At 36.0% G+C, this 20,745-nt stretch carries 25 protein-coding genes; 11 read left to right on the top strand and 14 right to left on the bottom strand.

The annotated features are described in order from the left end of the window. From H6791_00540 to H6791_00570, 7 genes are all read left to right on the top strand, one after another. Window positions 1-915 carry an MYG1 family protein gene (locus H6791_00540; GenBank protein USN94902.1) on the top strand — a complete coding sequence of 305 codons (915 nt, stop codon included), beginning with the start codon at window positions 1-3 and terminating at the stop codon, window positions 913-915. 1 nt (window position 916) lies between these two features. After that, window positions 917-1,891, top strand: coding sequence for a GTPase ObgE (gene obgE, locus H6791_00545; GenBank protein USN94903.1), 975 nt, complete (start codon window positions 917-919; stop codon window positions 1,889-1,891). Window positions 1,892-1,953: 62 nt separating this feature from the next. Next, window positions 1,954-3,009 (top strand): hypothetical protein, encoded by a 1,056-nt coding sequence (locus H6791_00550; GenBank protein ID USN94904.1) that lies wholly within the window; start codon window positions 1,954-1,956, stop codon window positions 3,007-3,009. 14 nt (window positions 3,010-3,023) lie between these two features. Then, window positions 3,024-4,142 (top strand): putative lipid II flippase FtsW, encoded by a 1,119-nt coding sequence (ftsW, locus tag H6791_00555; GenBank protein ID USN94905.1) that lies wholly within the window; start codon window positions 3,024-3,026, stop codon window positions 4,140-4,142. Window positions 4,143-4,151: 9 nt separating this feature from the next. Beyond that, window positions 4,152-5,288, top strand: a complete 1,137-nt coding sequence (locus H6791_00560; protein USN94906.1) for a UDP-N-acetylglucosamine--N-acetylmuramyl-(pentapeptide) pyrophosphoryl-undecaprenol N-acetylglucosamine transferase — start codon at window positions 4,152-4,154, stop codon at window positions 5,286-5,288. Window positions 5,289-5,328: 40 nt separating this feature from the next. Beyond that, window positions 5,329-6,669, top strand: coding sequence for a glutamate--tRNA ligase (locus H6791_00565; protein ID USN94907.1), 1,341 nt, complete (start codon window positions 5,329-5,331; stop codon window positions 6,667-6,669). A 44-nt stretch (window positions 6,670-6,713) separates the two neighbouring features. Beyond that, on the top strand, window positions 6,714-7,964 hold the full coding sequence (locus tag H6791_00570; GenBank protein ID USN94908.1) for a peptidoglycan DD-metalloendopeptidase family protein: 1,251 nt from the start codon (window positions 6,714-6,716) through the stop codon (window positions 7,962-7,964). 214 nt (window positions 7,965-8,178) lie between these two features. On the opposite strand, the gene H6791_00575 is transcribed toward H6791_00570, so the two are convergent. After that, window positions 8,179-8,625 carry a hypothetical protein gene (locus H6791_00575; GenBank protein USN94909.1) on the bottom strand — a complete coding sequence of 149 codons (447 nt, stop codon included), beginning with the start codon at window positions 8,623-8,625 and terminating at the stop codon, window positions 8,179-8,181. Beyond that, the gene (locus H6791_00580; GenBank protein ID USN94910.1) at window positions 8,616-9,026 is read right to left on the bottom strand and encodes a hypothetical protein; all 411 of its coding nucleotides are present in this window, start codon (window positions 9,024-9,026) and stop codon (window positions 8,616-8,618) included. Before H6791_00580 ends, H6791_00575 begins: the two co-directional genes overlap by 10 nt. A gap of 56 nt (window positions 9,027-9,082) precedes the next feature. Between H6791_00580 and rpmA the strand changes: the two genes are divergently transcribed. Beyond that, the gene (rpmA, locus tag H6791_00585; protein USN94911.1) at window positions 9,083-9,361 is read left to right on the top strand and encodes a 50S ribosomal protein L27; all 279 of its coding nucleotides are present in this window, start codon (window positions 9,083-9,085) and stop codon (window positions 9,359-9,361) included. A 34-nt stretch (window positions 9,362-9,395) separates the two neighbouring features. Here rpmA and rplI read toward each other — a convergent pair whose 3' ends face one another. The 12 genes from rplI to H6791_00645 form a co-directional block, all read right to left on the bottom strand. Then, on the bottom strand, window positions 9,396-9,845 hold the full coding sequence (rplI, locus tag H6791_00590; GenBank protein ID USN94912.1) for a 50S ribosomal protein L9: 450 nt from the start codon (window positions 9,843-9,845) through the stop codon (window positions 9,396-9,398). Window positions 9,846-9,855: 10 nt separating this feature from the next. Then, on the bottom strand, window positions 9,856-11,043 hold the full coding sequence (locus H6791_00595) for a S41 family peptidase (protein ID USN94913.1): 1,188 nt from the start codon (window positions 11,041-11,043) through the stop codon (window positions 9,856-9,858). Window positions 11,044-11,087: 44 nt separating this feature from the next. Beyond that, window positions 11,088-12,281 (bottom strand): hypothetical protein, encoded by a 1,194-nt coding sequence (locus tag H6791_00600; protein ID USN94914.1) that lies wholly within the window; start codon window positions 12,279-12,281, stop codon window positions 11,088-11,090. Beyond that, on the bottom strand, window positions 12,271-12,645 hold the full coding sequence (locus H6791_00605; protein ID USN94915.1) for a hypothetical protein: 375 nt from the start codon (window positions 12,643-12,645) through the stop codon (window positions 12,271-12,273). Before H6791_00605 ends, H6791_00600 begins: the two co-directional genes overlap by 11 nt. Before the next feature lie 35 nt (window positions 12,646-12,680). Then, the gene (rsmI, locus tag H6791_00610) at window positions 12,681-13,385 is read right to left on the bottom strand and encodes a 16S rRNA (cytidine(1402)-2'-O)-methyltransferase (GenBank protein USN94916.1); all 705 of its coding nucleotides are present in this window, start codon (window positions 13,383-13,385) and stop codon (window positions 12,681-12,683) included. Next, complete coding sequence (locus H6791_00615; protein ID USN94917.1) at window positions 13,369-14,175, bottom strand: DUF1295 domain-containing protein; 807 nt, start codon at window positions 14,173-14,175, stop codon at window positions 13,369-13,371. Before H6791_00615 ends, rsmI begins: the two co-directional genes overlap by 17 nt. A gap of 3 nt (window positions 14,176-14,178) precedes the next feature. Next, window positions 14,179-14,673: an NAD(P)H-dependent oxidoreductase gene (locus H6791_00620; protein USN94918.1), complete on the bottom strand. Its 495-nt coding sequence runs from the start codon at window positions 14,671-14,673 to the stop codon at window positions 14,179-14,181. A gap of 1 nt (window position 14,674) precedes the next feature. Beyond that, complete coding sequence (locus H6791_00625) at window positions 14,675-15,694, bottom strand: mechanosensitive ion channel family protein (protein USN94919.1); 1,020 nt, start codon at window positions 15,692-15,694, stop codon at window positions 14,675-14,677. 2 nt (window positions 15,695-15,696) lie between these two features. Further along, on the bottom strand, window positions 15,697-16,401 hold the full coding sequence (locus tag H6791_00630) for a DUF389 domain-containing protein (protein ID USN94920.1): 705 nt from the start codon (window positions 16,399-16,401) through the stop codon (window positions 15,697-15,699). An 88-nt stretch (window positions 16,402-16,489) separates the two neighbouring features. Further along, window positions 16,490-16,900 (bottom strand): hypothetical protein, encoded by a 411-nt coding sequence (locus tag H6791_00635; GenBank protein ID USN94921.1) that lies wholly within the window; start codon window positions 16,898-16,900, stop codon window positions 16,490-16,492. A gap of 55 nt (window positions 16,901-16,955) precedes the next feature. Then, window positions 16,956-17,819, bottom strand: coding sequence for a class II fructose-bisphosphate aldolase family protein (locus H6791_00640; protein ID USN94922.1), 864 nt, complete (start codon window positions 17,817-17,819; stop codon window positions 16,956-16,958). 196 nt (window positions 17,820-18,015) lie between these two features. Beyond that, window positions 18,016-18,474 carry a hypothetical protein gene (locus H6791_00645; GenBank protein ID USN94923.1) on the bottom strand — a complete coding sequence of 153 codons (459 nt, stop codon included), beginning with the start codon at window positions 18,472-18,474 and terminating at the stop codon, window positions 18,016-18,018. A gap of 188 nt (window positions 18,475-18,662) precedes the next feature. On the opposite strand from H6791_00645, the gene H6791_00650 reads away from it, so the two are divergent. The 3 genes from H6791_00650 to H6791_00660 are packed head-to-tail and all read left to right on the top strand — an operon-like array spanning window position 18,663 to window position 20,745. Further along, complete coding sequence (locus H6791_00650) at window positions 18,663-19,664, top strand: carbohydrate kinase family protein (protein ID USN94924.1); 1,002 nt, start codon at window positions 18,663-18,665, stop codon at window positions 19,662-19,664. A 6-nt stretch (window positions 19,665-19,670) separates the two neighbouring features. Then, entirely contained in the window at window positions 19,671-20,078 is a 408-nt protein-coding gene (locus H6791_00655; protein ID USN94925.1) for a hypothetical protein, read from the top strand. A 4-nt stretch (window positions 20,079-20,082) separates the two neighbouring features. Then, window positions 20,083-20,745 carry a hypothetical protein gene (locus H6791_00660; protein ID USN94926.1) on the top strand — a complete coding sequence of 221 codons (663 nt, stop codon included), beginning with the start codon at window positions 20,083-20,085 and terminating at the stop codon, window positions 20,743-20,745.

Here is a 20,745-nt window from a genome sequence, read left to right on the forward strand (position 1 = left end):
GTGATAAAATTTTTCCAAAAAAGAAAAACTATAGTTACTCATGACTCGTCTTTTCACGCGGACGATCTTTTTGCTTGTGCAACGCTAAAAATCTTGTATCCAAATGCAAAAATAATAAGAACTAGAGACGAGAAGATAATCCAAAAGGGAGATATTGTTCTAGATGTTGGTGAAATATATGACGAAGATAAAAAAAGGTTTGATCACCACCAAAAAGAGGGTGCAGGTTTTCACGATATAGATACTTCTATTCCATATGCGTCTTTTGGGTTGATATGGAAAAATTTTGGATTAGAGATTTGTGGTGGCGACAAAGATGTATGGAGAAAAATAGAAAAAAATATTGTTCTGCCTATAGATGCGACAGACAACGGAGTAAGTACGATAAACCTCATAGGTAATGTTTCGCCATATTTTGCGCCCGAAACTTTTTTGGCGTTTTCTCCTTCGTGGAAAGAAGATAAATCAAATATAGATAAAATATTTCTTGAACAAGTTGAGAAAGTAAAGACACTGCTTTTACGAGAAATAAAAGTAGCCAAAGATGACATAGACGGAGAGAGACTTCTAGAAAAAGCATATCAGGATGCAGAGGACAAAAGATTTTTGATTGTAGATGTAAATATGCCGAGACCTCTTTATCAGGGATATCTTCCGGTAAAAAGCGAAGTTTGCTTTCTTATATATCCATCTAGTGACAAAAAGAGTTGGAAAGCAGAATCTATAAGAGCTGATTTTGGGACAATGAACTCTAGAAGATATTTCCCTCAAAACTGGAGAGGGTTAGGAGAAGAAAAACTTCGAGAAGTTACTGGAATAGATGACGCTATCTTCTGTCACAGGGCTGGATTTCTAGTTATGGCTGAGACTTTCGAAAGTGTAAAAAAAATGGTAGAAATAGCACTACAAAACTAATATGCATTTAGTAGATGAAGTAAAAATAAAAGCAGTAGCCGGAAAGGGGGGTGACGGCGTCATACGTTGGCGTCATGAGAAATTCGAACCCAAAGGGGGTCCTGCTGGTGGAGATGGTGGACGCGGAGGAAGCGTTTATTTTGAGGCGGTCAGAGATCCGTTTTTACTTGCTAGTTATACTGACAAAAAGGTCTACAAGGCAGAAAATGGTATGCCAGGAAGTGACGGCAAGAAGAAAGGTAAAGACGGTGAAGATCTTGTTATCAAGGTTCCAGTTGGATCAAAAATAATAAACCTTTCGACAGACGAAGAAGCAGAACTTCTAGAAGAAGGACAAAAAGTAAAAATGCTTTCTGGAGGAGAAGGTGGACTCGGAAATGATAGATTCAAGTCTTCTAGAGAAACAACTCCATATATAGCAACGCCGGGAAAGATTGGTGAAGAATCAGAGTTTTTGATAGAGCTATCTCTTCTTGCTGATATAGGACTTGTCGGTTTTCCAAATGCAGGAAAAAGCTCTCTTCTAAACTCTATAACAAACGCAAATGCAAAAGTTGGAGAGTACGAGTTCACAACACTAGAACCAAACCTTGGAGACATGCACGGATTTGTTATTGCAGATATTCCGGGTCTTATAGAGGGTGCAAGCGAGGGTAGGGGACTTGGGAGTAAGTTTCTAAAACACATTTCTCATACAAGACTTATAGCTCACCTCGTATCTTGTGAGGCCGGTATGAATATGATGAAGGCCTACAAAGAAATAAGAAAAGAACTAGAATCATACGGTAGAGGTCTTTCAGAAAAGGACGAGATAATCATACTTTCTAAAACAGATGCCTTTACTGATAACAAAGAAATAGAAAAGAAAGTGGCTGATTTCAAGAAGCTCGGAAAACCAGTTTTTGCAGTATCTTTGTTTGACGAAGAATCTATCAAAAATCTAAAAGACGGTCTCGTAAAAATACTAGAGAAATAAAACCTTGATAATAGTGGATTTTGCTAGAGGCTTTATTTATGTATAATTGAATCTATATAAATATGCCACTAGACTTCATAAAAATCTTCTTGCCATCAACACTTTCTTTTCTGGTAGGTATTTTGGTAACTCCTAGACTTACGTATTATTTCTACAAATACAAAATGTGGAAGAGAGTGTCTAGAAAAGACAACTTTGTTGAAATGAGTGAAGAGTGGAAGAAAATCCACAATGAGAAAGAAGAAGTTTCTACTCCTAGAGTTGGTGGTATTGTGATCTGGCTATCTGTTTTTTTGATAACAGCTATACTCTGGGTTCTTTCTAGGGTTTCTTCTGGAGAAATAATAGAGAGATTTGATTATGTTAGTAGAAGTCAGACATGGCTTCCGTTTTTTGCACTACTTGTTGGAGGAATAGTTGGTCTTATAGAGGATTCACTAGAGATTTTTACAAGCAAAACTAAAACTCTTTCTCATGGACTCGACAAAAGAGTTCTTATATCGATTATCGTTGCGATAGGACTTTTCTTTGGATGGTGGTTCTTTGCAAAGCTCGGAGTTAGTACTGTTCATATACCGTTTGATGGCGATGTAAATCTCGGGATTTTGTTTATACCGTTTTTTATATTAGTTACACTCGGAATATTTTCTTCTAGAGTTATCGACGGTATAGACGGTCTTTCTGGTGGAGTTTTGGCGATTATATTTGCATCGTATTCACTTATAGCATTTTTCAATAATCAGATAGACCTGGCTACTTTTTCTGGAGTAGTTGCAGGAGCGATACTTGCGTTTCTTTGGTTCAATATACCACCAGCAAGATTCTATATGGGAGAAACGGGAATGCTGGCTCTTGCACTATCGCTTTCTATAGTTGTGTTTATGACAGGAGAAGTTTTGATGCTTATATTGATCGGTCTTCCTCTGGTTATTACTTCTATTTCTTCTGCACTACAGATTTTTTCAAAAAAATATTTTGGTAAAAAGGTTTTCAAGATCGCACCTCTACACCACCACTTTGAAGCACTAGGTTGGTCTAGACCCAAGATAGTTATGCGTTATTGGATTGTGTCGCTTGTTTGTGGGTTTTTGGGAGTCATAATCTCTATTGTTAGTTAAACATAAAAATAGCTATGTACACTTCGAAGAAAGGAGAAATAGATAAATTCTTTCTTTACACGACAATGGTGTTGGTTGGTTTTGGAGTACTAGCGTTTATTTCTGCGGCCTTTGGTATATATGCAAAAAGCCAGGAAAAGTTTTTTTCTATACTTTTTAGTCAGCTAGTTTTGGGACTTGGACTCGGACTTCTGGTTGCTTATTTTACATCGAAAGTAAATTACAAATTTTGGAGAAAACACTCACTAGTTTTTTTTATAATTTCTATCGTGGCGTGTCTTTTGGTTTTTGTTCCCGGAATAGGTGTTTTGTATAACGGAGCAAGGCGTTGGATATCGATAGGACCCATATCTTTCCAGCCTGCAGAGTTTTTGAAAATTGCAGTTATATTATATCTTTCTGCATGGCTTTCTTTTGTAAGGAACAAGCCAAAAAATTTCTGGTGGAGTTTGGTCCCGCTAGTTGCGATTTTAGGAGTGGCGGGAATTATTCTTGGTTTTCAACCAGACACAAAGAGTTTTATTCTCATAGTTGCTGCATCTCTTGTCATGATTTTTGTTTCCGGAGTTAGTTTCAAGTATATAGGTATAGCTCTTGCGCTTATCGCAGTAACTTTGACACTTATGATACTTTTTAGGCCATATGTTGCTACTAGAATAAAAACATATGTTGACCCTAGTTCTGACCCTCTCGGTTCTTCGTGGCAGATAGATAACTCAATGATCGCTATTGGTTCGGGGGGATTTTTTGGTAGAGGTTATGGCCAGAGTATCCAAAAGTTCACATATCTTCCAGAACCACACGGAGACTCTATATTTGCAGTAATAGGGGAGGAAATGGGATTTTTGGGGACAACATTTTTGGTTTTGCTGTACGCAGCTTTTGGTTTGAGAGGTTTCAAGATAGCCATGATGGCACCAGACACGTATAGTCGATTTTTGGTTGTTGGTATAATCGGACTACTTTTGTCTCAGTCCTTTCTCAATATTCTTTCTATGACCGGACTTTTCCCACTAACGGGAGTACCTCTTGTTTTTGTAAGTCACGGCGGTACATCTCTGCTTTTCTCATTTTTTGCTGTCGGTATAGTTATGAACGTATCTAGATACACCAAAATAACATCTTTGGTATAATATAGTCCTATGAGAATACTTTTTGCTGGAGGAGGCACAGGAGGACATTTTTACCCGATAATCGCTGTTGCCGAGGAATTAAACGCACTTGCTGACAAAGAAAAAATAATAGAACTAAAACTTCACTACGCCTCTACAGAACCGTATGACAATGCGGCGCTTCTTAGAAACGGGATCAAGTTTGAACAAATATATGCTGGAAAAGTTAGAATATATTTTTCTCCAAAAAACATTATAGATATATTCAAAACTTTTGTTGGTTTTATCAAAGCCCTAGGGATGGTCTATAGACTTTATCCAGATGTTGTTTTCTCCAAGGGTGGTTACGCGAGTGTCCCTACTGTTTTGGCGGCGAGAATTTTAGGTATACCTGTTATCATTCACGATTCAGATTCAGTTCCCGGAAGGGCGAATCTTTTTGCTGGTAAGTTTGCAAAACGAATCGCGCTTTCTTTTGAGTCTGCAGCGAGTTATTTCAAACACAAAGATAGGATTGCCATAACAGGACAACCAGTAAGACGTGACTTGCGCGAGGCGACTAGAGAGGGTGCATATGAGCATTTTGATCTTGATCCAACCAAAAAGACAATACTTATATTTTGCGGTTCACAAGGTGCACAAAAAATAAACGATATAGTTTTGGATACACTGCCACATATCTTGAAAGAGTATCAGGTTATACATCAAACTGGAGACAAGAACAAAGATATAGTTATGAAAGAGGCAAAAGTAATCCTAGGAAAAGATTACGAAACCCTTTCAAAAAATTACAAAGTTTTTGGTTTTCTAAACACACTTTCTACAAAACTTGCTGGTGGGATTGCTGATGTTTCGATAGCTAGAGCGGGATCTTCTATTTTTGAACTTTCACTTTGGGGCGTGCCGTCTATATTGATACCAATAACAAGTTCGAATGGTGATCACCAAAGAAAGAATGCATATGCAGTAGCTAGAACTGGCGGGGCAGTGGTTATAGAAGAAGCAAACATGAAAGATACAATAATAATCTCCGAAATAGAAAGAATACTCAAAAATGAGACACTTCATGATCAAATGTCTAGAGATATAAAACATTTTGCTACACCCGACTCAGCGGGAATAATAGCGGGGGAGATATTGCGTGTTGCTCTAGATCACGAAAAATAAAAAAGATGAAAATATAAGGATTTTTTGCTAGAATGGTGGCATGAAAGAAAATGGAGTAGTAACAAGATTTGCACCGTCTCCCACTGGGAGATTTCATGTTGGAGGAGTCAGAACAGCTCTTTATAACTACCTTTTTGCAAGACATACTGGTGGCAAGTTTATTCTAAGAATAGAAGATACAGACAAAGAAAGATCTAAGAAAGAATATGAAGACGAAATCATGGATCTTTTCTCATGGCTTGGACTAGAGCATGACGAATTCTATAGACAGTCTGATAGAACTTCTACATACAGGAAATATCTTGAGAAGATGATAGAAGAGGGAACTGCTTATGTCTCAAAAGAAGAAAATCCAAAAGAAGGACAAAGAGATGAAGTTATAAGATTTAAAAATCCAAACAAAGAAGTTACTTTCAAAGACGAGATTTTGGGAGAAATAACGTTTGATACAACAGAGCTTGCAGATTTCGTTATTGCTAGAGATTTGGACAACCCTGTTTATCACTTTACTGTTGTGGTAGATGATTTTGAGATGGGCGTTACACATATCATAAGAGGACAAGAACATATTTCAAATACACCAAGACAACTACTTCTTCAAGAAGCTATCGGAGCGACACGTCCTTTGTATGCTCATATACCACTTATACTTTCGAAAGATAAAACAAAACTTTCAAAAAGAGATCCATCTGTTGTACCTGCGATTGAATATAGAGATTTGGGTTATCTTCCAGAAGCACTACTGAACTTTTTAGCGCTTATTGGATGGAACCCCGGTGGAGACAAAGAAGTTTTTTCAAAAGATGAACTTGTAAAAATGTTTGATATATCCAAGGTCCAAAAGAGTGGGGGAGTTTTCAATAATGAAAAACTAGAATGGTTTAATCGTGAGCATATAAAACTTCTAAGCCAGGAAGAAAAGATAGATGCAATAGTAAAAAACCTAACAGATGAATTCAAAAATGACCCAAATTTTTCTGAAGAAAAGATAGGGAAGGGGGTAGAGGCCATCCTAGAGAGAATATCCGTTTTTGGTGAAATAAGCTCTCTGTGCGCCTCTGGAGAGCTAAATTGGCTTATAAAACAGCCTGTTTATGACGGAAAAATGCTCCTGTGGAAAACTTCTACAGCCGATTCTACCAAAAACCATCTTAATAAGGTTTTGTCAATAGTTCAAGATTTGGACTCTAATGGCGACGCTTCTTACTGGAAAGAAAACATTTTTCCTTATGCAGATGAAGTTGGTCGTGGTGATGTTCTCTGGCCCCTACGCGTATCTCTATCTGGCTTAGAAAAATCCCCTGACCCTTTTACACTCATGAGTATTCTTGGCAAAGATGAATCTATTTCTAGGATTAAGTTTGCTATAGGCCTATGCTAAAGACTTTCTTTAGATATTTAGCATCTTTTCTTATTTTGTTTTCGATGACGTTTTCTAGCGCTCTCGCTAATAGTGCTGTTACTGATCTTGAAAACAAAATAGAAAGCCACCAAACTGAAATAGAAAAACTAAACCAAGAACTAGAGATTTTTCAACGAGAATTGAATAGTCTTTCTCAAGAAAAGAATACTTTATCAAATGAGGTAAAGAAGCTAGATATCACAAAAAAGAAACTAGAAACAGACATAAGGCTGACTGAAGAAAAGATAACAAAAACAGATCTTTCGATAAAAGAACTCGGTATCGATATAACAAACAAAGATGAACTTATAAAAAACAAAAAGACTGCTATAGCAAAGGCTTTGAGACAGCTCTATGATGATTCAGGACAAAACAGTCTCATATTTTATATTGCTAGCGGTAAAACTCTAGCTGATACTTGGAGACACGCAGATAGCATACTTAGATTCCAAGAAGAACTAGAACAAGATATAGTAGAACTTTCTGACACAAAACAACTTCTAGAAGCTGATAAGAAAGAAGCTGAGAGCTTAAAAGAAGAGCTTATATCACTCAAGTCAGAACTTGGAGACCAAAAAAAGATAGTTGTTTCAAACGAAACAGAAAAGAATAATCTTCTTTCTGAAACAAAGAATCAAGAATCTAAATATGCAGCTCTTGTCAAAGAAAAGGAAGCTCTTATTGCTGCTTTTGAAGCAGAACTTCAGGCTTATGAGTCTGAACTCCAATACATACTTGATCCATCCAAACTTCCGGCACCAGGTTCAGGACCACTTGGTTGGCCGCTTTCTAGTGTTCTTATAACACAGCAGTTTGGAGTTACCGCAGACTCTGGGAGGCTTTATGCAACTGGTTCGCACTCAGGAGTAGACTTTAGAGCATCTACAGGAACGCCGGTCTTTGCTATGGCAAACGGTACAGTGGTTGATTATGGAGATACAGATATAGCTTGTAGAGGTGCATCTTTTGGTAAATGGGTTCTTATAAGGTATTCAAATGGTCTTGCGGCTACATTTGGACACTTATCACTTGTAAAGGTCTCAAAGGGCCAAATGGTGACTCCAAATACGCTCATAGCTTATAGTGGTAATACAGGTAGATCTACAGCGCCACATCTACACGTAACAGTTTACGCTGGAGATGCGGTCAAAGTTGAAGGTAAAGAATCCTTGGCATGTACTGGTAAGATTTTGGTTCAGCCAAGAGCGGCGACAAATGCATATCTTGATCCACTTCTTTATATGCCGAAAACAACTTCCTCAATGTTTAAGTAATTTATTTTTCTAAAGCCCGCCAAAACAATAGGCGGGTTTTTGTATGCTAGACACCAGGGATTGAAGAGCCTTTATAAGTAGACTATTTCTCCCTTATATAATGTCGCAAAAGGTATATTGTGCGACTATATATTTATTTATGTATATAATATAAAAACAAAATAAGGGTTGCCCCCTATCTCCCGATCTATGACACAACTCTTAAAAAACAACTTTAGCTATTTGAACATTCTCTCCAGATTGCTACGAGTTGATTATATTCTGTAATTAATTCTTCAGTTTCTTGATAAAAACTATTGTAGTATTGTGCGTCTTGGTTATAGTTTTCAACTCGATCTTTGTAACCAGTCTCATATGGCGCATACGGCTTTTCTAGGGATTCTTTTTCTATATCTAAACTAAGCTTTAGATCGTCTAACTCAAGCCTTCTTTTTTCTATGTCTTCATACATTTCTTTTTCTGGAGGCAAACATATGTCTGATATATCTTTTCCAGTAGTAAAGTATGAGTCAACAATAAGAACATTTTTGTCTTCTCCAACCTTATACTTGTAATATGCTTTCTTGATGTCTTCTTTGAGTAGAGTTATTGTAACAACAACAAAAAGTACAACAAACATATTTATTATTATTCTATTTCTAGCACCTTTAGTTATTGCCATAAGTCATCACAAACTTTTGATTTTTCGTAACCAGCGTCTTCAGCTGATTCTTGAGTTTCAAAAAATATTTTATTGTCTTCTTTTATACTGTTTGCACCGCTACATCCTACAGAATAGTACTTTTGGCCATTGATAGAGGCTACATAGTTTGAAGGTCCGTTTGTAGGTCTCGAAACACTGGTATTTTGCCCCAGGACTTCCCCGTCCAGATTTTCAGAATAAGAGTAACCATAAACATAGACATTTTGGTCTTTTTCTTCGGTTTTTTGCTTGTCTACAGAGAGTCTACCTAGCCCAAATGAGATTATTCCTGTCATGACAAGGACAATAAGCGTAAATACCTCCATTTTATCAACCCCGGCTCCCCTGCCCTTGATATTTTTGGCTATATTTGTTATCATATATCCACCTGATTATAACACATTATAGCAGTAATAACCTTTATTTTTATTGATTTATGGCACATAGAAAGGCTGCCGGAACAGCCAAAAACTTAAGAGATTCAAATCCAAAGTACCTAGGTACCAAGCTTTACGATGGACAAGTTGCCAAAGCTGGTAGTGTTATCGTAAGACAAAGAGGATCAAAAATACTAGCTGGAAACAATGTTTCTATGGGTAAAGATCATACTCTTTTCGCTCTAAAGCCTGGAACAGTTAGGTTTGGCTCAAAAAGAAAAACAAACTTTGATGGAAGTGTATCTAGAAAAAAAGTAGTACACGTTGATCAAAAATAAAAACTCCGCGAATCTCGCGGAGTTTTTATTTTGTTTAATCTTCTTTTCTCGAAACAACTAATTCTAGGTTTTCATCTACACTATCTCTCACAACTCTAACGGTATATATTCCAAGCTGTTTTATGTGTTCAGCCAGTTTTATGTAGTCTTTTGGTATAGTAATACCAAACGTTTTCTTTATTTCTTCGCTTATTCTTTCTTCGTGTATAACTGAATAAAGTACGCCTTTTTCGTTTGCCTTTTCTTCTAGATGTATTTTTTGACCTCTGATTTTTTCTAGTTCTTTTTCAAATAGACTTGATTGGATGTCTTTTTCTGCAACTAGGCTAGCTTTTCTTTTTTGTAATTTATCTACAGATTTTGAATCTGCTGGTATGGCTAATTGTTTTGGTATGAGGTAGTTCTGGGCGTATCCAGAGTTAACTTCTTTTATTTCGTCTTTTTGTCCTACTTTCGGAACAGATTTCAAGAGTATTACTTTCATATTCTTTGGGTTAATTGTTTAATAATTCGATCGCTTTTTCCATTTGTGGATCTCTACCGTTTTCTACATCTTCTTTTGTGAACTCGACTTCATAATCTGGAGTTAGTCCTTGTTCACTTATAGATATACCGTTTGGTGTTAGCCATTTTGCTACAGTTATCTTGATAGAAGAATTTTCGGTTACAGGTATTAGTTCTTGTACTGAACCCTTACCAAATGTTTGCTCTCCGACAAGAGTTGCTTTTCCATGCTCACTCATAGCTCCAGCCATGATTTCTGAAGCTGAAGCAGAACCCTGGTTTACTAGTATTACTACATCGTATCCAGTCCCAAACACATTGTAACCTCTACTTCTATATTCTTTTTTCTCACCTTCTTTTCCTATAGATTCTATAACTACAGTTTTACCACTAGGAAGGAACCAGCTAGTCATATCGATTGCGCTATCTAGGTATCCTCCTGGATTGTCTCGAAGGTCAATAATTAGTTTCTTTGTTCCAGACTTTAGAAACCTATTTAGAGAGTCTCTAAAATCTACATGTGAGTTTTGAGAGAAACTGTATATTTGTATAACGTATATATTGTTTTCTGTGTCTTTGTAATCGTGAACATTTGGTACGTTTATGACGGCTCTTTGTACATTGATATCTAGATATTCCTCGTCTCTTTTTAAACCAAGTTTTACAGTAGTTCCTTCTTCGCCTCTTATCAAACTAACGCCTTCGCTTAGAGAAAGTCCTAGAGTGCTTATGTCGTCAATAGATATAACTATGTCTCCAGATCTGATACCAGCCTTTTCTGCTGGAGATCCTGGTAGTGGTGCAACGACAACTATTGCTCCGTCTTTTTCATCTACTTCCATACCAACCCCACTAAACTTACCATTGACTCCTTCTAGGAATTTTTGGCTTTCTTCAGGTGTAAAAAATTCTGTGTACGGGTCCCCTACTGATTCAGTAAGGCCTTTTATTGAACCCCAGATCTTTTCTTCGTCTGTAACTTCTTTGATTGATTTTGATTCTATTATATTCCAAACCTTCCAATAAGATGCAAAGTTTGCTTCGCTTTCTTCTGCTAGTGCTCCCTCCCCTAGGCTTACTTCCAGTTTGTGGCTACCTAAAGATATACCAACAAAAAAAGACAGAACACAGAAAGTTAGTATTGTAAATAGTCTAAAAAGGTTTGTGTTTTTGTTCATATTATCTGAACATTATCTCAAATATAAGGAGTTTTTTCAACCAACTAATTTCCTGCTTCAGATGGCTCGAGAGCTTTTTCTGTGTATGTATTTGCAGGGTCCCATATAAGCCATGAATCTATACCCGCATCGTATGTTGCTGTGATTTGTGCTCTAACCATGTCTGCTGTATATGTCGCACCGAGATTGAAGTCTTGTATCCAAGGGCGCAAGTTTTCTGCTGACTTTCCTATAGCTATAGCTCTATCTACAGCACTTTTCATTGCAATATAAACAACATCATAAGGAACTTCGGCTGGTTTTGGGAAGCCATGCCATGTGTCTGGATAATGTGATGGATACACCATAGGACATACGTAGTCGAAATTGCGAAGCCCGTCTTCTAGAATTTGTCCTATATTTAGATCATCTGTATTTGTAGTGGTCATACCAAATAGATCCGCAGAGCTGGGTATGCCGTCAGCTCTAAGCTTGTCACCAATAAAAGTATAAAAAGAGTTCATGACTTCTGACTTAACTTTGCCTTCGGAAACTGGATAATATATATCTTTCATATCTCCATCTGATGGGAATCTTATGTAATCAAAGTTTATTTCATCAAAACCAAGGTCATAGGAACCTTTTGCAATCCGGTAAGTATAATCCCAAACCCTTTCACTTCCTGCATCTATCCAACTTATACCTTTTCTGTCTTTCCAAACAGAATTTTTATCGCTAGCTTTTTTTACTGCTTCTTCTGGCCAAACTTTTACAATATGCGGATCTTGAAATACTGCGACCCTACCTATAACATAAATATTTTTTGAGTGCAGCTCTTCTATAAGAGACTCTATATCTCTTATTCTGTTCTCGGTTGATCCTATTTCTTGTATAACTTCGTCATCTATCTGAAAAGCAACTTTTCCAGTGTAGTCCTTGATATCGATTATTATAGAGTTAACCTCAGTTCTTTCTACAAGAGAAATAACCGAATTTCTTATAGACGGTGTTCCTGCTACCCAACTAGTCATATAGACAGCCTTCATGCTGTCTGGAGTTTCTATATGAGAAGCTACTTTTTTGGGTTCTTCTTCTACTTCTACCTTGGCTTCGACATCACTTTCGATTAGAGATGTTTCAGCTTCGCTTTTTTGGTTTATTGCGATTAGTCCGTCTAGTTTTATATCTGGAGCTTTATAACCGACAAAGGTAAAAACACCTAGTCCGATTATTCCAAATATAAAATGATTAAACTTCATCTTTTAGATTCAAAACTTCTTTTCTTCTTATTCTTCTTCTTGGTGTTGGTTTTTCTTCTTCACTCATTACTGATATTTCTATCCCACGATCTTCTTCTGGTTCGTTTTCTGGATCTGAAGACAATTCTTCTTCCTCTTCCATTTCTACAGAAGAATCATCCTCTTCTCCGAAGTTTTCAAATCTAAGAGATCTTTTTTCTCTTATTAGTTTTGCTCTTCTCTTTTTTCTAAAAGAGTAAGAGAAAAATATGATTACTATACCGGTTATTATATAAAGTATTTTTTTGGTATCAGCTGGAAATCCAGAAAAAGACAGAACAATATTCCAGATACCAATTATCATCAAGATTCTGTATTTTGCCATGGTCTAATTTTACTTTAAAGCTATATTTTTGGCAATTATTCTCCCCTCGGATAAACCACTACGGTTATCTCTCCTTTTACAACGGTTTTTCTTTCTAATTCTTTTATAACTTCTTCTGGGTAGCCGTATATATGCTCTTCGTATATTTTTGTCATCTCGCGTGATACTAAAATTTTTCTAGTATTGTCTTCTTTTTTTATTTCAGAAATAGTTTTTATTATTCTGTGAGGAGACTCGTAAAATACACACGTGTGTTCTGTCGACAAAATTTCTTTGATTGTGGAGAGCTTTCCTTTTTTTGTTGGCATAAAACCAAAAAAAGTAAATTTGTTTGAGGGTGCACCACTCACAGACAAAGATGCAATAATCGCACTCGGTCCAGGTATGGTGAAAATATTTATTTCGGGGTGATTGTCACGAATCTCTTTTAGAAGTTTTGATCCAGGATCAGAAATTGCTGGTGTTCCTGCGTCTGTGACGAGTGCTAAGTTTTTACCTTCTAGTAGTAGATCGATTATTTTTTCTGAAGAAAAAACGTTGCTTTTTGAATGATAAGAAATATATGAATTTTTTATTCCAAAAGAACTGAGCATGGTACCAGTTTTTCTTGTGTCTTCTGCAATTATATAATCAACTTCTCGAAGTGTGTTTAGCGCTCTCTCCCCTATGTCTCCTAGATTCCCTATTGGAGTTGCTACGACGTAGAGTGTGCTTTCTGTTTTTTTATTTTCCTTTGGCATAAAAGAGTTTTTTACCTACGTGTAGTGGGATAAGCGCGCTAGTAACTTTCTTATATTCTTCGTATTCTTGATTGCCGGCGTATCTTTTTTCTAGAAGTGGTATGCCAGAAACTTTTGTTATTAGAATAGTTATAGTTATAGGTCCTATAATTCCAAACATAAAACCTTGAGTACACAAAGTCATAAGCCATATTCCCCACCAAAGTGTTACTTCTCCAAAATAGTTTGGATGTCTTGTGTATTTCCACAAACCTTCTTTCATTATTTTCCCCTTATTTTCTTCTTTTTTCAAAAATCTGGAAAGCTCATAATCTCCAACTGTTTCGTATAGAAATCCAGCTACAAAAACAAGAAATCCAAATATAACAAAAATATTTTTGTAAGTTTCTGGACTAGTACTCATGCCGATAGATACAGGTAAAACGATTAGAGAAAGCATAAATCCTTGAAGAAGATAAACTTTCAAGAAAGATTTTATTATAAAATTTTTACCCCACTTTTCTCTCCACTCTTTATATCGCCAGTCTTCTTTTTTGCTAGTATTTCTTTTTGAGATATGTACAAGTAGTCTCGTTGCCCACAAAAACACAAGTGCAAGGATTATTATTTTTGGAGTATTGATTTCACTTATATTTGTCAGAAAAAAAGAAATCGTTACAAACAAAAATCCAGGCCCCCAAGCGCTATCGGCTATATCATTTCGATTTAGAAGCATGCCAAGCAAAAATATAACTGACATGTAGATAGTCGCAAGAATTATATTTGAGATAAGTATTTCTATTATATTCATAGCTTATTTTAGGAATCTATCTAGGGCTATATTTACCCTTTTTCTAAAGTCTTCTTTTTGGCTTTCAAACTCTGAAACAGGCCCTACATATACGTTTTTTGGGTCTACAAAGCCCTCTAGAGCGTTGACTACGAGTTTTAGGCCTTCTATACCGCGAGCCCCTCCAACTGTCCCAGAAGAGACGCCACAAAATAGCCACTTTTTTCCACTATAGTTTGGGACCGCTCCGGCGTCTATCAGCATTTTTAGTTCCCCTGGATATCCATGATTGTATTCTGGTGTGACAACTATAAAGTGCGTTGCAACTGTGATCAGGTCATTCCACTCTTTTGTTTTTTCTGAAGATAGCCCCTCTGTATAATCATGAGCAAAGTCTCTTACATCTACTGTTTTTATTTTTGTACTTCTTTCTTTTACTATATTTACCATCTCAGAAAAAACTTGTTCTGACTCTCTCCCCTCTCTTCCTGTTCCAAGTATGATCAAAATATTTTTCATATTATTTTTTTACGATTATTGTCTGTGTTGGATAAGCAATTTCTATTTTTTCTTTAGTGAATTTTTCGAATATGCTTAGCATTATTTTTTCATTTTTGTTCATATAGGTTGCATAGTCACTTGAGTTTACGTAATAAACATTTTCAAAGATTATCGAAGAGTCTCCGAAACTAAGTAGGTTTGATCTATCGAACCTTACATCACTAACGCTTTCATGTGCAGACTTTATTATTCCAGGTATTTTTTCAAGAACATTTTTTGGTGTGTCATATGATACTCCAACGTTGAAAACTACCCTTCTCTCCTCCAATCTTTTGAAGTTTTGGATTCTAGAAGATGTTAGGTCACTGTTTGATATAACTATTTGCTCTCCTTGCAAGGCTCTTAATCTCGTTGTTTTTATTCCTATTTTTTCAACTGTACCCATTTTACCGTCTATCATGATCGTGTCTCCTATTTCAAATGGTTTGTCAAAAAATATAGAAAACGAGCTGAATAGATCAACCAATATATTTTGTAAAGCTATCGCGATAGCGATACCACCTATACCAAGTGATGCTGCTAGAGAGGTTATATTTACACCCAAGTTCGACAAAACAAAAAGAAGTGCGATAACCCATATAACTGCACGTATTATGTTTTGTATAAATAATGCTGCTGACTTGGAGGAATCATTCTCTTCTTTGCCTATATATATTTTTGTATAGTGTTTAACTGCAGTATTTATGATTATAACTATTTGTGTTGAAAGAAGTACTAGAAATAACTTGTCTCCCACCGACGAAAGTTTGACTCCTAAATCTTTTGAGAAAATTAGATAAAACGACAAATAAAGTAGGAACCAGTTTTTAACTGACTTAATCATACTCAATATAAGGTCATCAAACGTATTGGATGTTTTTTTAGAAAACGACGCAAAACCTTTCTTTATAAGTATGTGTACTATTTTGATTGCCAAAAAAAGTACAGCAAAAATTACAAGATCTCTTATGTATGTATTTTCTATAATTTGTTCAAACATTTTTATATATTTATTGTGTCGGGTTGCGCTGCTTCTTTCTTGTGCATATTTCTTATTTCTCTATGATGTCTTTGGAATTGGAATAGAGAGAAAACAAATATTGCAGAACCAACTATACCTATTATGTTTACGATAAATGTAGCGAGCGCATCTCTAACTAGAAGTAGTTCAAGTGAAGCAATACCAACTCCGATACCAGCAAGTGGTGGGATAAGAGATACAGCTATTGCGACTCCCGGCATTGCGCCACCTATTCTAGGGTGAGCTATACCATACGATGCAATCAACCCAGAAACTGTTGCAGTTAGGAATGATAGAAATAGATCACTAGAGAAAAATATGAAGTTTTGTTCGCTTACACCCTGTCTTCCAAAAAGAAAGGCAACAATTGTAGAGAGTATCAATGCAAAAACTACGGATCTTATAACCATCTTGATAGAACTACTCATGATAACTGGATCATTTATAACAACACCAAGACTTATGGTAAGTATCGGATAAAGTATCGGTGCTACGAGCATACTGGCGATAAGAACTGGTATGTTGTCTAGCATTATTGCAAAAGTCGCCAGCATAACTGACGCTACAACTAGAACGAAAAATTCTTGTTTTGGAGATGAGTTTTTAATCAAGAGAGATAGACTGTCTCGGATCTCTTGGTCCGTTACGCCTTTTGTAAGGCTGAAAAATTTCTTATTTTCTTCCATATGATATATATGCTATCACAAACGTTCTGGGTTATCTATTTGAGAGAAGTTTAAGCCCCGGAATAGAATCCCGGGGCTGGTTTCAGATTTAGGCCGCTTTTTTGGCCGGCAGTTTTTGCTCATTTCGAAACTCCTTCGATCCTTTTTTTTGCCAGTGTTGGTGGTATTTCACTTCAACATTCTTTCCTGTGTACCATGTGATCTTTACATCAAAGCTTCTCTTTGTGTTTCTGCACTTTATAGTGCCGATGGTTTTTTCAGGAAAAACGTGATTGAAGAATAAAATATCTTCTTCTGGAGCCACGACATATACGAAAAAATTTTCTTCGAAGAACTTTTGGACAGTTTTGGCTAATCCGTATGCATCGTTTTTGTCCCACCTTTTGTTATGAGTGGTTATTTTTATGTCCTTGCCGTGAACTCGTCTTAGTGCAATTATTTGCTTGCATCCTTTAGAAAGTTTGTGCCTCGAAATGAATACTACTTTTTGTTCTCTCAAATTTACAAGGGTTTGTTTAACCCAGTTTATAAAAAATAAGAAATTCTGTCAAAATTTACTTTCCAACAGAAAAGAGATTGATTCTTTCTTCGATTAGATGTGAGACTGCATCTACTGCAGGTTTTAGAATCTTATACGGAGCGATTTCTTCTGGGTCGTCTTGGAGTGAAAGTTTAAGGGCGTTTTTATACGCATTTCTTATCTCTGTGTTTATATGAACAACACTTACTCCAGCTTTGATTGCTTCTACGAAATCTTCATCTGTAATTCCAGATCCCCCATGAAGTACAAGAGGTAGACCAGTAGCTTCTTTGATATCTTTGACTCTTTGTACATCTATTCTAGGATTACCACCTTTTACCATTCCATGTATGTTTCCTATTGCCGGAGCTAGGATGTGTATACCTGTATCACTGCTATAACTTTTTGCCTCTTCTGGATCTGTCATCGTTATGCCTTCTGGTATTTCTTCTAGATTCTTTGAAGAGCTACCTATATAGCCTAGCTCTCCTTCTACTAGGACTTCTCTTCCCTCTTTTTCCATAATTTCTTTTGCGTATTCGACACATTGTTTTGTTAGAGCAACGTTCTCATCATAAGGAAGTTTTGCTCCATCTACGATAACCATGTCGAAACCTGCATCTATAGCAGCTTTTACTTTCTCGAAGCTATAGTGGTGATCAGCATTTAGAAAAACAGGTATTCCCTCTTTCTCTCTCATGTTTCTGACCATTGCTACTGCTGTGGTTAATCCTACGAAACTTTCTTCTCCTTCTGAAAGTCCTAGGATTACAGGTTTTCCAGTTTTGCGTGCCGCTGAAATGATTCCGTTAAATATCCCGATTGTTGAGAAGTTGAAGTGTCCTAATGCATAACCCTCGTCTCTCGCCTCTTGTATGTATTCTTTTAGTGTTTTCATTTTATATTCCAAAAAATTTTAATAAATAAATAATAAGTAGTGCAATGATAATAAGCTGAGCGACCTTGTCAAAAGGATCCTCTAATTTTGCTGTTAGTTTGTAGAATATCCCTAGGATTACTACAACCACAAGAAGCGAAGTTAAACTCTCTATCATATATGTAGATTATATAACATTTTATGTAAATAAAAAAAGTCACGCATCGCGTGACTCTAAATCTTCCCAAAAATCTTTTGTTCTTGTTAATGCAAGAGCAAGTCCCTTCATGTTGTCTATGGGATTTTTGACTTTTGGACATAATTCACTTGGAATTTCAATTGGGAAGCAATTATACAAAATAACTTTCATATTCTCCAAAAAAGGATAGTATATACCATCCTTGCTGGGGTTTATTTTCCAGTTGTATAGTATATTTGCTTCCTCGTCTGATATTCTGATACTTTCTCTGACTCGCGTCCTAAATAATTCCAAATAAATTCTTGCTTTTTCTTTGATTTTTTCTTTTTGGATGTCTGTTTTTGGAGGGTCAGCAATTAGTTGGTTTTCATAGTGTTGAGATTTTCTTTGAATCTTTTTACATAAGGACTCAAGAATGTTTTTTTTGACAACTTTTCTCAACTCTGCGATTAATCTTAGGCAGTCGATGTCGGTCATATTGTCTTAAGGTGCTTTTCTATATTTATACCATATTTTCCACAGTTTCTCAATAGGTTTTATATGATATAATTTTATAAACAAAGACTAGAATTTCGAGCATCTCTGATATAACCCCCAAGAAAAATCGCTATATAACCAATATGGCAGGTCTTTTTGTTTTTATTATTTTTAATTTCTAACTAATCATGGGTATTTTTTCAAAAAAAATTGATTTTCTCGCGATCGGAGACAACGTAACAGACGCTTTTATAAAAATAAGTGATGCAAAAACTCACTGTAAACTAGATCAAACAAACTGCGAGCTTTGTGTACGTTTTGGTGACAAGGTTCCTTTTGACGATCTTATCGTTGTTCCGGCTGTTGGTAACGGTCCAAATGCTGCGGTTGCTGCTGCAAGGCTTGGGCTAAGCTCTGCCCTATCGGCTGCAATGGGAAAAGATACTTATGGAAAAGAGTGTCTAGAAGCACTCAAGAAAAATGAAGTCATAACTGACTATATAGATATTGATCCAAAACTTCCTACAAACTATCACTTTATATTATGGTATGACGTAGAAAGAACTATACTTGTAAAGCATCAAGCATATGTAAGAAAACTAAATCCAAAGATGCCAAAGCCAAGATATATATATCTAACATCTTTGGGAGAGAACACTCTAGATTTTCACAACGAGATCGCTGATTATCTAGAAAAAAACCAAGATATATTTCTTGCCTTCCAGCCCGGAACATTTCAAATGAAAATGGGTATAGAGAAACTAGGAAGAATCTACTCTAGATCAAACCTGTTTTTCTGCAATGTAGAAGAAGCACAAAGAATACTCGGAGAAGAATCGAGAGATGTAAGTATGCTTCTAGACAAGATTCATAATCTTGGACCAAAAAATGTTGTTATAACTGACGGTATAGAGGGTGCATATGCCAGAGAAGAAAATGGCAAGAAATTCTTCGTGCCTGTTTACCCTCACGAACCATTTGAAAGAACTGGTGCTGGAGACGCTTTTGCATCTACTGTTACTGCTTACCTTGCAATGGGACTAACTTTCGAAGAAGCTCTGATAAGAGGCCCTATAAACTCTATGTCTGTAGTTCAGAAAATTGGCGCACAAGAAGGCCTACTTCCTAAAAAAGATCTAGAAGACTACCTAGCAAAAGCTCCTAGTGATTACAAAATCAAGGAGATATAAAACCATATGATAAGAGAAGGATTTTTCGGAAAAGATAATAGTGAAAATAATAAAAGACTAGAGAATCTGGGTGTTCAGTTAGAGTTGGATATATCAGAAGAAAAAAGTCCTGAACAAGGACCAAAAGTTTTGAAACTTTCTGAAATACCATCATCAGAACTTTCTGACATTTTGGAAGATATGATAAAAGAATCTAGTCCACTAGATTCATGGTTAGACTTGAGAGATGAGTTCAAAGCAAAGATACAAGATTATGAAGCAAAAATACAAAACATAGAAAATGATCCAGAGTTAGAAAAGGCTGAAAATAAAATAATGAGAAAAGAAGGACTTTTGAAAGAATATCATAGCAGTATTGCGTCTCTTAAATCTAGAGTTGAACTTTGTCAAAGAGAAATAAATAAATACAATTAATCTTATGAGAAGATTTGAATTTTTTTCAAAGCCGGAAGATAGAGAAAAAGCAAAAGAAGCTATCAAAAAAATAGACCACAATAACTTCCCTTCTGAGGATGCATTTGAGGAAACAAAAAACGAACTAGAAGAATCAAATAGAATCGAAACAATAATAAATTCTGAAAAAGAAAAAGGAGAATTTGGAGAAGTTGGTACAAACAAGGCCTTGAGAGAGGCTTATAGTAAGATAGTTTCTTCAGAAGAGTATATAGAAAACTTCGAGACAGATCTAAGTGAAATACTTATATTTTTTGAGTCTCTTGAACAAAACGAGAAGTTCCCAGATGAAATAAAAGAAGCGTATAGTCGCATACCTATGTTTATAGATGCTTTAGAAAAAAGACTAGCTAATCTTTTTTCGCTAGAAAATTTCAGTGACAAAAAGTATAAAAGAAGTGAATCATACAAAGAAAGACCGGAAAAAGAAGATTCTCTTGAATATCAAGAAGGTGCAAGAGTTTTGCTTCAAAGGATCAAAAAAATAGTAGAATCAAAACCTATAGAAGACCTAGACGGAAACGAAATAAGAGAGCTAGAAAGTTTACAAGGAATTCTCATAGCATCTTCTTCACAAATAAGACAAATAGCTTACCCAGATCTTGATGAGGGTGCTAGTTTGAACTAG

The organism is Candidatus Nomurabacteria bacterium, assembly GCA_023898605.1.
Classification (GTDB): Bacteria; Patescibacteriota; Minisyncoccia; order Phycocordibacterales; family UBA9973; genus HK-STAS-PATE-34.

Bases quoted from the DNA above. Each gene is read 5' to 3' on its own strand.
- H6791_00645 (USN94923.1), bottom strand. From the start codon at position 18,474: ATGACCGACATCGACTGCCTAAGATTAATCGCAGAGTTGAGAAAAGTT.
- rpmA (USN94911.1), top strand. From the start codon at position 9,083: ATGGCACATAGAAAGGCTGCCGGAACAGCCAAAAACTTAAGAGATTCA.
- H6791_00565 (USN94907.1), top strand. From the start codon at position 5,329: ATGAAAGAAAATGGAGTAGTAACAAGATTTGCACCGTCTCCCACTGGG.
- ftsW (USN94905.1), top strand. From the start codon at position 3,024: ATGTACACTTCGAAGAAAGGAGAAATAGATAAATTCTTTCTTTACACG.
- H6791_00650 (USN94924.1), top strand. From the start codon at position 18,663: ATGGGTATTTTTTCAAAAAAAATTGATTTTCTCGCGATCGGAGACAAC.
- H6791_00595 (USN94913.1), bottom strand. From the start codon at position 11,043: ATGAACAAAAACACAAACCTTTTTAGACTATTTACAATACTAACTTTC.
- H6791_00560 (USN94906.1), top strand. From the start codon at position 4,152: ATGAGAATACTTTTTGCTGGAGGAGGCACAGGAGGACATTTTTACCCG.
- H6791_00575 (USN94909.1), bottom strand. From the start codon at position 8,625: ATGGCAATAACTAAAGGTGCTAGAAATAGAATAATAATAAATATGTTT.
- rplI (USN94912.1), bottom strand. From the start codon at position 9,845: ATGAAAGTAATACTCTTGAAATCTGTTCCGAAAGTAGGACAAAAAGAC.
- H6791_00600 (USN94914.1), bottom strand. From the start codon at position 12,281: ATGAAGTTTAATCATTTTATATTTGGAATAATCGGACTAGGTGTTTTT.
- H6791_00580 (USN94910.1), bottom strand. From the start codon at position 9,026: ATGATAACAAATATAGCCAAAAATATCAAGGGCAGGGGAGCCGGGGTT.
- obgE (USN94903.1), top strand. From the start codon at position 917: ATGCATTTAGTAGATGAAGTAAAAATAAAAGCAGTAGCCGGAAAGGGG.
- rsmI (USN94916.1), bottom strand. From the start codon at position 13,385: ATGCCAAAGGAAAATAAAAAAACAGAAAGCACACTCTACGTCGTAGCA.
- H6791_00655 (USN94925.1), top strand. From the start codon at position 19,671: ATGATAAGAGAAGGATTTTTCGGAAAAGATAATAGTGAAAATAATAAA.
- H6791_00640 (USN94922.1), bottom strand. From the start codon at position 17,819: ATGAAAACACTAAAAGAATACATACAAGAGGCGAGAGACGAGGGTTAT.
- H6791_00620 (USN94918.1), bottom strand. From the start codon at position 14,673: ATGAAAAATATTTTGATCATACTTGGAACAGGAAGAGAGGGGAGAGAG.
- H6791_00660 (USN94926.1), top strand. From the start codon at position 20,083: ATGAGAAGATTTGAATTTTTTTCAAAGCCGGAAGATAGAGAAAAAGCA.
- H6791_00570 (USN94908.1), top strand. From the start codon at position 6,714: ATGACGTTTTCTAGCGCTCTCGCTAATAGTGCTGTTACTGATCTTGAA.
- H6791_00550 (USN94904.1), top strand. From the start codon at position 1,954: ATGCCACTAGACTTCATAAAAATCTTCTTGCCATCAACACTTTCTTTT.
- H6791_00615 (USN94917.1), bottom strand. From the start codon at position 14,175: ATGAATATAATAGAAATACTTATCTCAAATATAATTCTTGCGACTATC.
- H6791_00605 (USN94915.1), bottom strand. From the start codon at position 12,645: ATGGCAAAATACAGAATCTTGATGATAATTGGTATCTGGAATATTGTT.
- H6791_00625 (USN94919.1), bottom strand. From the start codon at position 15,694: ATGTTTGAACAAATTATAGAAAATACATACATAAGAGATCTTGTAATT.
- H6791_00630 (USN94920.1), bottom strand. From the start codon at position 16,401: ATGGAAGAAAATAAGAAATTTTTCAGCCTTACAAAAGGCGTAACGGAC.